Origin of the sequence: Erysipelothrix larvae (assembly GCF_001545095.1) — a bacterium.
In the GTDB taxonomy this organism is placed as follows: Bacteria; Bacillota_I; Bacilli_A; order Erysipelotrichales; family Erysipelotrichaceae; genus Erysipelothrix; species Erysipelothrix larvae.
Map to the genome: position 1 here is coordinate 1,125,256 of NZ_CP013213.1, position 13,024 is coordinate 1,138,279.

Annotated in this window: 12 protein-coding genes and 1 other annotated feature; of the genes, 2 read left to right on the forward strand and 10 right to left on the reverse strand. The window is 36.3% G+C overall.

The window, feature by feature from the left end; all coding sequences use genetic code 11:
- Positions 1-2: 2 nt before the first annotated feature.
- Positions 3-431, forward strand: coding sequence for a GNAT family N-acetyltransferase (locus AOC36_RS05240; RefSeq protein WP_067632154.1), 429 nt, complete (start codon positions 3-5; stop codon positions 429-431).
- Between the two features lie 59 nt (positions 432-490).
- Here the strand turns inward: AOC36_RS05240 and AOC36_RS12580 are convergent, their stop codons facing one another.
- The 8 genes from AOC36_RS12580 to AOC36_RS05275 form a co-directional block, all read right to left on the reverse strand.
- Positions 491-619: a hypothetical protein gene (locus AOC36_RS12580; RefSeq protein ID WP_257721656.1), complete on the reverse strand. Its 129-nt coding sequence runs from the start codon at positions 617-619 to the stop codon at positions 491-493.
- 486 nt (positions 620-1,105) lie between these two features.
- On the reverse strand, positions 1,106-1,828 hold the full coding sequence (locus AOC36_RS05245; RefSeq protein ID WP_067632155.1) for a DUF695 domain-containing protein: 723 nt from the start codon (positions 1,826-1,828) through the stop codon (positions 1,106-1,108).
- Between the two features lie 170 nt (positions 1,829-1,998).
- On the reverse strand, positions 1,999-2,703 hold the full coding sequence (locus tag AOC36_RS05250; protein ID WP_067632156.1) for an ABC transporter ATP-binding protein: 705 nt from the start codon (positions 2,701-2,703) through the stop codon (positions 1,999-2,001).
- Positions 2,703-3,479: an ABC transporter ATP-binding protein gene (locus tag AOC36_RS05255; RefSeq protein ID WP_067632159.1), complete on the reverse strand. Its 777-nt coding sequence runs from the start codon at positions 3,477-3,479 to the stop codon at positions 2,703-2,705. The genes AOC36_RS05250 and AOC36_RS05255 overlap by 1 nt, the downstream gene beginning before the upstream one ends.
- A complete protein-coding gene (locus AOC36_RS05260; protein ID WP_067632161.1) occupies positions 3,460-4,422 on the reverse strand; it encodes a branched-chain amino acid ABC transporter permease in 963 nt (320 codons plus the stop codon). Before AOC36_RS05260 ends, AOC36_RS05255 begins: the two co-directional genes overlap by 20 nt.
- On the reverse strand, positions 4,419-5,297 hold the full coding sequence (locus AOC36_RS05265; RefSeq protein ID WP_067632164.1) for a branched-chain amino acid ABC transporter permease: 879 nt from the start codon (positions 5,295-5,297) through the stop codon (positions 4,419-4,421). The genes AOC36_RS05260 and AOC36_RS05265 overlap by 4 nt, the downstream gene beginning before the upstream one ends.
- Positions 5,298-5,355: 58 nt before the next feature.
- Positions 5,356-6,510 carry an ABC transporter substrate-binding protein gene (locus AOC36_RS05270; RefSeq protein ID WP_067632166.1) on the reverse strand — a complete coding sequence of 385 codons (1,155 nt, stop codon included), beginning with the start codon at positions 6,508-6,510 and terminating at the stop codon, positions 5,356-5,358.
- A 233-nt stretch (positions 6,511-6,743) separates the two neighbouring features.
- Entirely contained in the window at positions 6,744-8,513 is a 1,770-nt protein-coding gene (locus AOC36_RS05275; protein ID WP_067632169.1) for an oleate hydratase, read from the reverse strand.
- A 168-nt stretch (positions 8,514-8,681) separates the two neighbouring features.
- Between AOC36_RS05275 and AOC36_RS05280 the strand changes: the two genes are divergently transcribed.
- On the forward strand, positions 8,682-9,254 hold the full coding sequence (locus tag AOC36_RS05280) for a TetR/AcrR family transcriptional regulator C-terminal domain-containing protein (RefSeq protein ID WP_067632171.1): 573 nt from the start codon (positions 8,682-8,684) through the stop codon (positions 9,252-9,254).
- Between the two features lie 53 nt (positions 9,255-9,307).
- Here the strand turns inward: AOC36_RS05280 and thrS are convergent, their stop codons facing one another.
- Both thrS and AOC36_RS05290 read right to left on the reverse strand, forming a co-directional pair.
- Positions 9,308-11,068 (reverse strand): threonine--tRNA ligase, encoded by a 1,761-nt coding sequence (gene thrS / locus AOC36_RS05285; RefSeq protein WP_067632173.1) that lies wholly within the window; start codon positions 11,066-11,068, stop codon positions 9,308-9,310.
- A gap of 36 nt (positions 11,069-11,104) precedes the next feature.
- Positions 11,105-11,302 (reverse strand) — a binding site (T-box leader).
- A 52-nt stretch (positions 11,303-11,354) separates the two neighbouring features.
- A complete protein-coding gene (locus tag AOC36_RS05290; protein ID WP_067632175.1) occupies positions 11,355-12,785 on the reverse strand; it encodes a helix-turn-helix domain-containing protein in 1,431 nt (476 codons plus the stop codon).
- Positions 12,786-13,024 lie beyond the last annotated feature (239 nt).

Consider the following 13,024-nt stretch of genomic DNA (forward strand, 5'->3'; position numbering starts at 1 on the left):
ATATGATTCGACGGTGCTTATTTGAAGATTTAGAATCAATTACGCTTTTAAGTCAACACGATTTAGGTTATCCAAATACAACGCTTTCTTTAGTCCAAGATAACTTTAATTCATTAAGTTTAAATCCTGAACATGTAATCTTTGTCGCCCAACATCAAGACTCTGTCGTTGGTTATGTTCATGCACATATCTATCGATCAATATATAGTGAGCCGTGTGTAAATGTATGTGGACTTGCGGTAAATCGTGCGGTGCGTGGATATGGGTTTGGGAAACAGTTATTACAAGAAGTGGAATCATGGACGCTAAACAATCACCTATCTGCAGTTCGTTTGAACTCAAATGTGATTCGAACACAAGCACATGCTTTCTATGAACATTGTGGGTATCATTCCACAAAGTCACAAAAACATTTTTATAAAACCCTTTAATAAAAGCCAAATTCAGATAAGAGTTTGGCTTTTTTTAGATAATTTTCGACTATCTGATACTAAAGCTTTTGTTTTAAGATTTCAGCATCAACTTCAGATGCAGGTTCATAACCTTTTTTCAACAAGTCGTTTATGTAAATTTTGTTGTAGAATATTGAGAATGCTGCCGATACAATAATGGCTCCCATACCCTTTGTCTTTAAACTTATCAACACTTCCAGTAAAAGCAGGATGATTCCCCATTTAAAATCTCCATTGAATCATGGATCTACGAATCCGAAGAAAAATACAGACCAGCTAAATCCAACCTTCACTTCTTTTAGGTTTCCATGTTTCCCACGTAATTTTACTGTCATTGACATTACCCCCTTTTTGTCATTGTGCTATTTAAAGCATCTGGAGTAATACTAGCAAAATAGAAATTTGAAAGCAATCTATTTACACGGCAATTTCCAATCTTTTTCAAGAATTTTCAGAATAGTGCAACAGATTATTGAGCTCTATAAAATACCCGTCATTAGCATCGAAAAACAATGAAATTATTCAAGTTTGAAATGTAAAAACAGTGTCTTATATACAAACGATGCTTGTTGTATTTACGACACTGTTTTTGTATTGATATCCGATAATGTGTTCAAATTGGTTTACAATATCGGATCATTAAATGAGTTTATTTATACACCTACTACAGTTGTTTGCCACCCTTCAAAGTGACCATGGCGTGATTCTGTACCGTGAATCATTTTATCAGTTAATAGATTCATGGTCATGACATCTGGAACAATGTGCATGGTGAGGTGAACATGAATATGTCCATCTTTGCTTAAATGTATGTGAGCTTCTTTTGTTAACCCTTCGAATTCATGTGCAAAATCATGCGCGCTCTTGTTATCGTGGAATGATGCATATAAGAGCACATCACGTGCTGTTTCAAACATCTCCCCTTGTTCTAAGAGTTCTTTACAGTAATCTTGATTTACAATATATTGTTGTTCATAAAGGTTTGGGTAAAGGTAATTGATATAGAGTGATTCTGATCCGTTTGGATGCACTAAAACCTCTATTTCATCGCCCTGACGTTGTTTAAGGGGTTCTGAGATGTTGTCTGCTGTTGGACTTGCAAAGAACAAGTCAACGCTCCCATTTCCAGTAATAGTACCAAGATAAAGGGAACCATGTTCAACCATATCATTCATTAACGAGCTTTCAAGTGTAGAAAGTCGATCAAATTCATCTTCACTTGGATACCCGTCTTCCCTTACTTTATATTTAATCATGACAATAACCCCATGAGGATATTGTTCAAGTCTTTCATGGGCATAAATATCAACGCGCACACTATGTGCTACTTCATCCAATGTAGTTGGATAAAAAACAAATTCAGTTCGTTCACTCATTTATAATGCATCTCCTTTGATTTAAAATTCCTTTTTAAATTATACCTTCAACGTAATCGTATTGTCCATACGGTTTGAATAGAACACGCACTCATTGTATATAATCATGCGCATGATGTAAAGAATAGTGCGTTTTAAACGTAAGAAAAGAAGGCACTGAATGTACCTTCTTAACCCCCTAAGTAGAGTTCCTTAACTTGATCGCTGTTTATAATATCTTCAGCTTTTCCTTCAAGTCTTAAAACTCCGTTTTCAATAATATAAGCATAATCTGCAATTTCGAGTGCTTTCTTAGCGTTTTGTTCAACAAGAAGCACCGTAACACCATCGTTATTTGTTTCCTTGATGATGTTGAAAATCTCTTTAACAATTAATGGCGCAAGTCCCATCGAAGGTTCATCAAGAAGTAAGAGTCTTGGTTTTGATAATAATGCACGCGATATCGCAAGCATTTGTTGCTCTCCACCACTGAGCGTATGCGCATCTTGATTTTTACGTTGCCCAAGAATTGGGAATCGTTTATAGATTACTTCAAGCTCTTCTTTAATTGCTTGATGATCTGAGCGTGTAAATGCTCCTAGCAATAAATTTTCTTCAACAGTCATACCTGAGAAGATACGACGGCCTTCAGGGACATGAACTATCCCCATTTTCACAATATCGTGTGGTTTAACTTTTGACAAGTTTTTTCCTTCAAATGTGATGGAACCACTTTTAGCGTTAATTAATCCTGAAATGGTTTTAAGTAACGTACTTTTTCCAGCTCCGTTTGCGCCAACAAGCGATACTAACTGTCCTTCTTCAACATTAATTGAGATGGATTTAATGGCAGAAATTGAGCCATAGTTAACTTCTAAATTTTCAATTTTTAACATTACGCATCCTCATTTCCCAAATAAGCATCAATAACGAGTTTATTTGATTGTATTTCTTTGGGTGTTCCTTCGGCTATACATTTACCGTAGTTTAATACGTAAATACGGTCGCATAGGTCCATTACAAACCCCATATCATGTTCAATAAGGACAATTGTTAGTTCAAATTTTGAATGGATAAGATTGATGAAATCGCGAAGATCATTTGTTTCTTGTGGGTTCATACCTGCAGCAGGTTCATCTAAGAATAAGTATTTTGCACCTGTTGCAAGTGCACGAACGATTTCAAGACGTCGCTGTTCCCCATAAGATAATGAAGACGCTTTTTGTTCAGCCTTGTCCTTTAAGTCTACAATATCAAGATATGAATCCGCCTTTTCTTGCATGATTCGTTCTTCACGATAGAAATTACGTGTTCTAAAGACTGCATCAAATTTAGAATAGTTGACATTAAAATTCATCGCGACTTTAAGATTGTCAAGAAGTGTTAAATCCTTGAAAAGTCGAATATTTTGAAATGTACGGGCGAGTCCAAGTTCTGTAATTTTCTCAACGGACATCCCTGTAAGTTCTGTGGTTGTTTCGCCATTGAGAGAAATTGATCCTTCAGTAGGGACGTAGATACCTGTTAAGCAGTTGAATAAGGTTGTTTTACCTGCACCATTTGGTCCGATAATGCCTACCTTCTCACCCATTTTTACTTCGCAGGATACATCTTCAATCGCTACAACACCACCAAAGCGCTGTGTTAAGTGATTAACCTTTAGTGTTTCCATAGGAGTCCTTTCTACCAAAGAGACGTTTAAAACTCAACTCATAGGAGCCTAAGAGTCCTTTAGGTCGCAAGATCATCATTGCGATTAATAAGATTGAATAAATAATAACGCGTTCTTGAGCAAAGCCTTGGAACACTAAGTTGATGAGCCCAATTACAATTGCTGCAATTACAGAACCGGTGTAACTTCCCATTCCGCCCAACACAACAATAACTAGAATATCAACGGACTTATTAAAATCAAAGAGCCCTGGTTGAATTGCTCTAAAATATGAAGCGTAGAGTGCTCCTGAAATGCTGGCAAAGCATGCACCAATTAAGAAGGCACTTACTTTATACCGTGTTAATGGAACGCCCATTGAAGACGAAGCAATTTCATCTTCTTGGATCCCTTTCCATACGCGTCCAAACCGTGAACGTGTAATTGAGGTTAGGATATAGACTGAGAATACCACGAATATATATACGGTTGTAAAATTAACATGACGTGGAATTCCGGTAATTCCAATTGCTCCATTTGTAATGGTTAGATTCGTAATAATAATGCGGATGATCTCAGAAATCCCTAAAGTGGCAATTGCCAAATAATCCCCTTTGAGTCGAAGTGTTGGAATTGCGACGATCAGTGAAACAATGGCACTGATACAAAGGCCCACTAAGATTCCTAAAACAAATCCAAGGTACCCATCGACAAATTGAAGCGTGATTGCAACCGAATATGCGCCAATTGACATAAAGCCTGCATGTCCAAGTGAAAACTGTCCAGCAACGCCAAGAATCAAGTTTAATGAGACTGCAAGAATGATATTAATTCCAATTGTAATCCAAGCGATTTGTTGTGATACCTGAAGAATTCTCATCGAGATTAAAAGTTGGAACACTGCATATATCGCAAGTGTACACGCAATCCAGATAGCACCAGATTTGAGGTCGCGTTTTGTCATACTTTTGTTCCTCCTTTTTTCCCTAAAATACCAGATGGTTTTACAAGTAAGATGATAATGAGTACAAAGTATACTGCTGCTTCACGCCATAATGATAAACCGATGAGTGAAACAAGTGTTTCAATGCCACCAATTAAAAACCCACCGATAACCGCTCCTGGAAGAATACCAATCCCACCAAATACGGCAGCGATAAATGCTTTGAGTCCGCGAGATACTCCCATAGCTGGTGAAAGGCTGTTATAGTATGCAGCAACAAGTGATCCCGCACCCGCAGCCAGTATACTTCCAAGTACAAATGTGAATGAAACAACAAAATCTACATTAATTCCCATAAGGCTTGCTGCTTCATAATCGATGGATGCAGCACGCATTGCTCGTCCAATCTGAGTGTGATACACGATGTATTGGAGAATTACAAGTAAGATAATTGTTACAACAAAAATGAGTAATTGATTTCCGTTAATCACAACATTACCAAATGTTAGTGAAGGAAAGACACTGACTTCAGGCAAAGTTAACACGTCTGCTCCAAAGATTTTAATGACAATGTTTTGGAGTAATAGTGACATCCCAATCGCGGTAATCAATGCGCTAATCCGTGAAGATTTACGCAGTGGTTTGTAAGCGACTCGTTCGATCACAAAGCCTAAAAGTCCTGCAAATACCATTGCAAGCAACAGAGATGCTAAAAATGGTAATTTCAAATATACCATACCTACAAACGTAGTGTAGGCTCCGATCATAAATACTTCACCATGGGCAAAGTTTATGAGTTTCATAATTCCGTATACCATGGTATACCCTAGTGCAATCAGAGCGTATACGCTTCCGACTGTCAACCAATTCAATATTTGTTGAAAAAACTGGTCCATACAATTCCCCTATTCTATAATTAAACGAAAAGGCGAGTTTTACATCGCCTTGTAATTCTTATGGTGCTACGATGGTTGCTTCTACTTCAACACCATCTTTCAATTCAAGTACAAATGTTGATTTTTCAGCATTGTGTAGTGAATCAATTGAGATTGTTCCTGTAACACCTTCAAATCCTTTAGTACTTTCAATTGCTGCATTTACTGCTTCAGGATCTGCTTTGCCTGCTTTAACTAATGCTTCCAACACCAAGTTAGTGGCATCAAATGCAAGGGCTTGGAATCCTGCTGGTTCTTTACCGTACTCAGCTTTGAATAGTTCTACAAAGTTGTCGCGCGTTTTGCTTTCAACTGTATTTGAATAATGGTTTGAGTAATATACGTTATTTAATGCTTCTGCAGTTGCAAGGTTAATAAGTTCAGCTGAATCATAACCATCAACACCTAGAATTGGATAATCAACGCCAAGTCCGCGTGCTTGTTTGATTAAGGTTCCGACTTCATTGTAGTAACCTGGGATAAACAATGCTTCGATATCAGTGTTTCCACGAATCTTAGTTAAGATTGTTGAGAAGTCTGTTTCTCCAGTTGAGTAATACTCTTCTACAACTACTTGACCACCAAGTGATTCAAGTTGAGCTTTAAATACAGATACAAGTCCTTTTGCATAATCACTTGAATTATCAGCGATAATTCCGATTTTCTTAAACCCTTTTTCATTAACAGCAAAGTTTGCCATCGTCAACCCTTGGAATGAGTCTGCATAACAAACGCGATATCCATAAGGAATTCCTTTTGTTCCATCGTTTGTTACCTTATCTGCTGTAGCAGAAGGTGTAACAGTTGGAACTTTTTGTTCTTCGGATGCAAGGATTGCTTGTGCAGATGTACTTGAGATTGTAGCACCTACGATTGCAAACACACCATCTTCTGCCAATTTAGTTTGAGCCTGATACGCTTCACTTTGGTCTGATTTGCTATCAAGAGAAATGAACTTAACCTCTTTACCATTAAATCCGCCATTTTCATTGAAAATCTTCAGAGCTAGTTTAGCTCCATCCAACTCAGCTTCACCATATTGAGCTCCAGCACCTGTCAAGTCGAAATTAAATCCAATAGTAACATCACCATCGCTTCCATTACTGGAACCACATGCTGTAAGCATCAACGTCACACACATAACTTGAAATAGTTTGAATACCTTTTTCTTCATAGCTTCTCTCCTTTGTTTTAATGATTATAACAAACCACAAAAATATTTCAAGGCTATTTTCACAGAATTTTCACTTTTTTACATTATGAAACACTTGTTTTCATAAAAATGAAGCATAAGATGACATAAAGCGCTTACTTTGATACAATTGTTTCTTGAATAAGAAAAAAAACTTTGACTTTATAAGACATGAAAAAGCCAAGTATCTTAAACTTGGCTCTTTTTGCTTATTTTTAAATTAACTTATACTCTTTAAGTAAATCTAAAACAATCGTGTTTTCAATTTTCTTCTCTACTTTATTTACCATCAATTTTTGCGGTAAACTCATGTGCATATCAGTAAGTTTCTTTCCATCAAGCATTTTTGAAGTTGCATCCAGTAAGACTCTGACATCAAATGCAGATCCAAATACTTCAGGTACCCCACGATCTATATCAAGGAGTGTATAGACTGCTTCCATTGCAGTTCTTACTGAATACTCAGTTGTAAAAACGGTGTCGCGCGGTGTTTCCGCAAAATTTCCTATAAATGCTGCATTGACCACGTTCTTTGGAACAACAAGAGGTCTATCTCCTAATGCACGAGGCATAAAGTATGCAGTGACGTATGGCATCATGACAGGAACACAGTTTGCACTATGAGCAGCTAGTTCATTAATTTGTGATACAGGAACCCCAAGATGATAAAGCCATTCTTGTGTTATTTCTTCTCCAGTACAATCCTTCATTGCTTTTTTAACATAATCCCCTTCTACTTCACTAAAGAGTCCATATACCCAAACAACTGCTTGTCCATTTGGTTGTGCTTTGAAATGAGGTTGACGGTTAATGGTCCAACTTAAGAACCAACTTGAATCTTTAACACTAACAATCCCACCAGTAACCACCTTACCTGCAAGTGGATCACGTTTACAAACAGCTTCAATGTAAGGAAGAATTTTGTCATCAAGTGTTGTAATTGTCGCAGATTCCCAATTGCTCTTCTTCACATCATCACAGAATTTGCCTGGGTTTCCAAATGCTTTATCTTGAGCAGCAATGTTCTTCCATAGTTTCCAACTGTTTCCTTGTGTCGCACTAAGAGTTGCTGCACTATGATGATCACCAATTGAGGATGAGTCTGTATTACTACCATTTGTAATAAACACAAGATCGTTTTCAGTCAGGTTTATCTCAAAATCACTGCCATTTGATTCGCAAATAATCGATTTCGCAACTTTTTTGGTTGGAGTAATGTCAAAGATAACATTCACAACTTTTGTATTAAATCTAAAGGTAACGCCTTGGTCCACTAAATATTTTTTAAGAGGTAAGACAAGGGACTCATATTGATTGTATTTTGTGAATTTAAGTGCTGAGAAATCTGGAAGACCTCCAATGTGGTGAATAAACCGTGCGATATATCGTCTCATTTCCATTGCACTGTGCCATGTTTCAAATGCAAACATAGTTTGCCAATACAACCAGAAGTTTGAGTCAAAGAAATCTTGAGAGAAGACATCTTCAATTGTTAAGTTATCAAGTTCACTTTCAGGCGTGAAAAATAATTTGATCATCTCTTCAGATGCTTGTGGTGTGAGTGTAAACTTTCCATCAGTTTTCGCATCATTCCCTTGATTAATGGTGGCTCTTTGAAGTGAATAGTTTGGATCAACTTTATTTAACCAATAAAATTCATCTAAAACAGAAGCACCTTCAATTTCTAGTGAAGGAATCGAACGGTAGAGATCCCATAAACATTCAAAATGGTTTTCCATTTCACGTCCACCGCGAATAATGAATCCTCGTCCATCATCTTTAATTCCATCAAGACCACCGCCTGCAAGTGACATTTCTTCAAGGATGGTGATATTTGATCCGTCCATTTGACCATCCCTTACAAGGAATGATGCTGCAGAAAGTGATGCAAGACCTGAACCAATGAGGTAAGCTTTCTTATTTTCGACACCTTCTGGTTTTTTTGCATGTGCAAATGCTTCATAATTACCGTTGCTATAGTACATTGTTTGTACCTCCTTTTGACAGTGTCATTATAGCGCTGGATAAACCCTAAAAGAATTGACAGAAAAGTTGAAGTGACAAAAAATTTGACAGGTATGTCATTGTGTAAAAAAACATATTGAAAGAATGGTCTAAAACTTATAAAATATGTCTATCAAAGGAGACTGTCTATGTCACATCCTACAAAAAAACTCTTAGGGACTGAGTTAAAAACCTTGATGAAATCAAAAAGCATCGAACAAATTACAGTGACGGAACTTGTTGATGCGTGTCAAATAACACGTCAAACGTTTTATTATCACTTTCAAGATATCTATGCCCTTTTAGAATGGGTCTATGAAGATGACTTTATTCATCATATTAAAAATGAAGTGGACTATACGAATTGGAAAGATAGTTTTTTAGTCATTCTCAATTATGTATCGAATAATTATGATTTTTGTCTAAATACCCTAAACTCATTGCAACGAAATCAGTTTACGCGAATGTTTTATCATACGATTTCTGAATTATTAAGTAAGGTGTTCTATGATATCTCTGGTTCAAAAGACATTCCACAACAAGACGCAGATTTTATCGTGAATTTCTTTAGCCATGCTTTTTCGGGAATTGTTGTGGATTGGATCTTAAGTGGTTGTAAAGAACCCAGCTCTGAAATTATTGGTCGGTTATCATGGATTATGGATCAACAGTACGTAAATGCAATTGAACATGCAAAACACTTCCAATCAAAACAACACTAAAGCGTGTAAAAAAGGTGCGATCATTTGGAACGATCGCACCTTTTGAATATACATTAGTCTTCTGAAGTTACTTCAGGTGTTAAGAGTTTACGGCTTACTTCGTCGCTAATTAATTCTACGAATGCTTGAATTGACATAGAATGTTGAGATGTTTGACCGTAGCGACGCACATTTACAAAGCGATTTTCGACTTCTTTATCCCCAATTACAAGTTGAATTGGAGTTTTCGCTTTTTGTGCTTCACGCATCTTATAACCCAGTTTTTCATTTCTTGCATCAACATGAACACGAAGGCCTTTCTTCTCAAGGATTTGGGCAACTTCATTACAGTAATCAAGATGATACTGAGCATTGACTGGAATGAGTTCAACTTGTAATGGTGCGAGCCATGTTGGGAATGCACCACCAAAGTGTTCAATGATAATTCCAATGAAACGTTCAAGTGATCCAAAGATTGCACGGTGTAACATAATTGGACGTTGTTTGTTACCTTCTGAGTCGATATAAGTAATATCGAAACGTTCTGGTAAGTTCATATCAAGTTGAACTGTACCACATTGCCAGATTCTGTTTAGTGAGTCTCTAACTTTGAAATCAAGTTTTGGACCATAGAATGCACCATCGCCAGGGTTGATTTTAAATTCTACACCGGCTGCAATACATGCATCTTCAAGAATTTTTTCTGAACGATTCCACACTTCGATATCTCCAATATACTTAGATTCAGGACGTGTCGAAAGTTCAATTGTATAAGAGAGTCCAAAGAGTGAATACACTTCATCAATGAAATCAAGCATTTCAATGATTTCACCTTGTAGTTGTTCGGGTGTCATAAAGAGATGGGCATCATCTTGTGTGAAAGCTCTAACTCTAAACAAACCATTAAGTGCCCCACTGGCTTCATGACGGTGAACATGTCCCATTTCAGCAAGACGAATCGGTAAATCGCGGTATGAATGAAGTCCGTTCTTATATACTAGGATCCCGCCTGGGCAGTTCATTGGTTTAATCGCAAAATCTTTTTCATCAATGGATGACGTATACATATTGTCATTATAATTTGCCCAATGTCCTGATATTTCCCAAAGTTCACGATTCAACATAATCGGTGTTTCAATGAATTCATAGCCACGATCCATATGCGCTTTATGGTAGTATTCATGGAGTGCATTTTTTAATCGCATACCATTTGGTAACCAAAATGGGAAACCAGGACCATATTCACTTGTCATAAACAATCCGAGTTCACGTCCTAATTTTTTGTGGTCGCGTTGTTTCGCAGCTTCAAGCCATGCTTCATATTCTTCAAGTGCTTCTTTAGTTTCGAATGCAATACCATAAATACGTTGAAGCATTTTGTTATTTGCATCCCCTTTCCAATAAGCACCAGACACTTTGGTTAGGCGAACATTTTTAACTTTCCCTGTAGATTCAACATGAGGTCCACGACACAAATCCACAAATTCACCTTGACGATAAGCAGAAATTGTAGACCCTTCTTCAAGGTTGTTTGTAATGATATCAATCTTATAAGGATCGTCTTTAAACATTTCTAAAGCTTCTTCTTTTGTGAGTTCTTCACGTGAAATTCGCTTGTTTTCCTTTGCGATTTTCTTCATTTCCTTTTCAATTTTTGGGAAATCGTCTTCGCTTAAGACAATATCTCCTAAATCAATGTCATAATAGAATCCGTCTTCAATAACTGGACCTACCCAAAATTTCGCATTTGGATATAGTCTTTTTACAGCTTGCGCAAGTACATGGGCTGCAGAGTGATTTAATACATTTAACTCTGGATTTTCCTTGATATTCATAGTTGTTTCTCCTTTACAAATAAAAAACCGCCAATTTCCAAGGACGAAAACTCGCGGTACCACCTTAATTCACAATAACTGTGCACTTAATTTTCTGTTAACGCCAGATATACGGAACTTCATTTAAAAGTTCAACTCCAAGGTGGTAAGTTTAATTAGATTCGAGAAGCTTTCACCAACCGCTTCACTCTCTACATCACTAAGATAAACTCATGTCCTCTTCACCGTTTATAAGTTAATTATACGCAAACAATAGAAATATGCAAGCACTTCTATAAAAATTCGCTTACTCACCTTCTAATAATTCGAGTTGGGTTTTGTAATCACTTCTGAAGGTTTTCAAAACAAGTTCCAACATAAGTAAAGAATTATTAAATACAACAAGAAGGACATTGTCTAGCCCATCAAGTTTGGATTCACTAAATATCAAATCATAGGTTCCGTTTTGGGCTTCTCTTCTCAATTCTGTTAAAGGAATCATTGTAATGTCAGGATTGATTTTTACCATTCTAAGCATAATTTCTAGCTCGTTTTTACTATGTTCAAGATGCATCATCCCGCGTTTGCTTGCAAATAAGATCTTCTTTTTTGGTGCAAATAAGTAGTCACCAATATTTGTGATCATAAGATAAAACACAAGAACACGAATCTTGGAAAAATCGTTTTGAATTGTTTGCGATGCAAGCTCAAGAAATTTATTATAGTTATCTAACAAATCCGCATTGATAATTGCGTATTCACAGTAAAAGTCTTTCATAATAATTGAAAAATGATTTACATTGAATGGGAAGTTTTTTGATACATAAAGTGTCATGGACAAAATCTGAGTACATCGAGTGACAATTTGCTCCATCTGATTTTCATTGAGTTCTAACTCAGTCATTTGACTATAGTTTAAGAGAATGTCGTTTACATCATCTGGTTCTACATCTAAGTATCCTGAATCCTTAAATCGGGCAAACAAAATAAGTGCTTCGGTAATGGACTGGCGTGTAGCGTGAGGATATAATGAGCGAATCGTATTATATTCTTGTTCTGGAATTTTAATGGATTTACGATATGAATGAAAATCAGGGATTGGTAAGGCACTGTTGTTATCGGATTGACGGATGATATTAATAAGTAAAAATGAGGTGTGATAATTATCGTCCCAGAATTCGATTTGTTCAAGTAAAGGATAATCAATATGGTTCATCTTTAGAAGTTCTAAAAAAACGCGGTACCTTTGATTTTGAATTGGGTCTTGCTCCGTGTAGGTTGTTGAGAAATAGAAAAAAGCATACAAACGAAACATACGTTCATCTTCCGCAATAATATGATAACCAGTATTGACAGAAATCCGTGCTTTATATTTTTCAAGTTCATTATTGAGTGCAAGAACTACTTTATAGAAATAAGTTCTGCTAATTGAAAGTGCATTACTATAGTATTGTGCTTTTTTTCCTGGTTCACGCAATAAAATTCGGAATACTTTCACAATAATTGACTCTTGCATGAATGTATAATAGAGTTCCAATCTGCGATCTTTATCAATTGCGATATCAATTTCCCCTTTTGTACCCAATAAATCATATTTTTGTAAATCACCTTTTAAAGTGTTTTCAGAAATACCAAGTATGGAAGCAAGCTCAACAAGTGATATTGGTTTTTCACGGAAATAGAGCGTATTCAGTAAATTGAGTTTTCGTTTAATGTGAGATTCTATAAGTATATTCATAATGACACCAATCGCCTTTTTAAATAGTCTTACTATCAATGAACAAGAGGTTAACGGATTTAGTTATTTCTCCCATAGAATAGCATTACCGCAAGAAAACTTCATTAATTATGAATAAATTGTGATTCTGTTTAAAAAAGTGTTCATATTATGATCCGTGCAATTAAAAAAGGTTTATTTCTTACAACACGATCCTTTCATTTATAAGGCGCTTAATTTTAAAAGGCAGTTACACTTTT

Excerpts from the sequence above, each read along its gene's own strand:
- AOC36_RS05250 (WP_067632156.1), bottom strand. The coding sequence starts at position 2,703 with ATGTTAAAAATTGAAAATTTAGAAGTTAACTATGGCTCAATTTCTGCC.
- AOC36_RS05240 (WP_067632154.1), top strand. The coding sequence starts at position 3 with ATGATTCGACGGTGCTTATTTGAAGATTTAGAATCAATTACGCTTTTA.
- AOC36_RS05265 (WP_067632164.1), bottom strand. The coding sequence starts at position 5,297 with ATGGACCAGTTTTTTCAACAAATATTGAATTGGTTGACAGTCGGAAGC.
- AOC36_RS12580 (WP_257721656.1), bottom strand. The coding sequence starts at position 619 with ATGGGAGCCATTATTGTATCGGCAGCATTCTCAATATTCTACAACAAA.
- AOC36_RS05280 (WP_067632171.1), top strand. The coding sequence starts at position 8,682 with ATGTCACATCCTACAAAAAAACTCTTAGGGACTGAGTTAAAAACCTTG.
- AOC36_RS05270 (WP_067632166.1), bottom strand. The coding sequence starts at position 6,510 with ATGAAGAAAAAGGTATTCAAACTATTTCAAGTTATGTGTGTGACGTTG.
- AOC36_RS05290 (WP_067632175.1), bottom strand. The coding sequence starts at position 12,785 with ATGAATATACTTATAGAATCTCACATTAAACGAAAACTCAATTTACTG.
- AOC36_RS05260 (WP_067632161.1), bottom strand. The coding sequence starts at position 4,422 with ATGACAAAACGCGACCTCAAATCTGGTGCTATCTGGATTGCGTGTACA.
- AOC36_RS05255 (WP_067632159.1), bottom strand. The coding sequence starts at position 3,479 with ATGGAAACACTAAAGGTTAATCACTTAACACAGCGCTTTGGTGGTGTT.
- thrS (WP_067632173.1), bottom strand. The coding sequence starts at position 11,068 with ATGAATATCAAGGAAAATCCAGAGTTAAATGTATTAAATCACTCTGCA.
- AOC36_RS05275 (WP_067632169.1), bottom strand. The coding sequence starts at position 8,513 with ATGTACTATAGCAACGGTAATTATGAAGCATTTGCACATGCAAAAAAA.
- AOC36_RS05245 (WP_067632155.1), bottom strand. The coding sequence starts at position 1,828 with ATGAGTGAACGAACTGAATTTGTTTTTTATCCAACTACATTGGATGAA.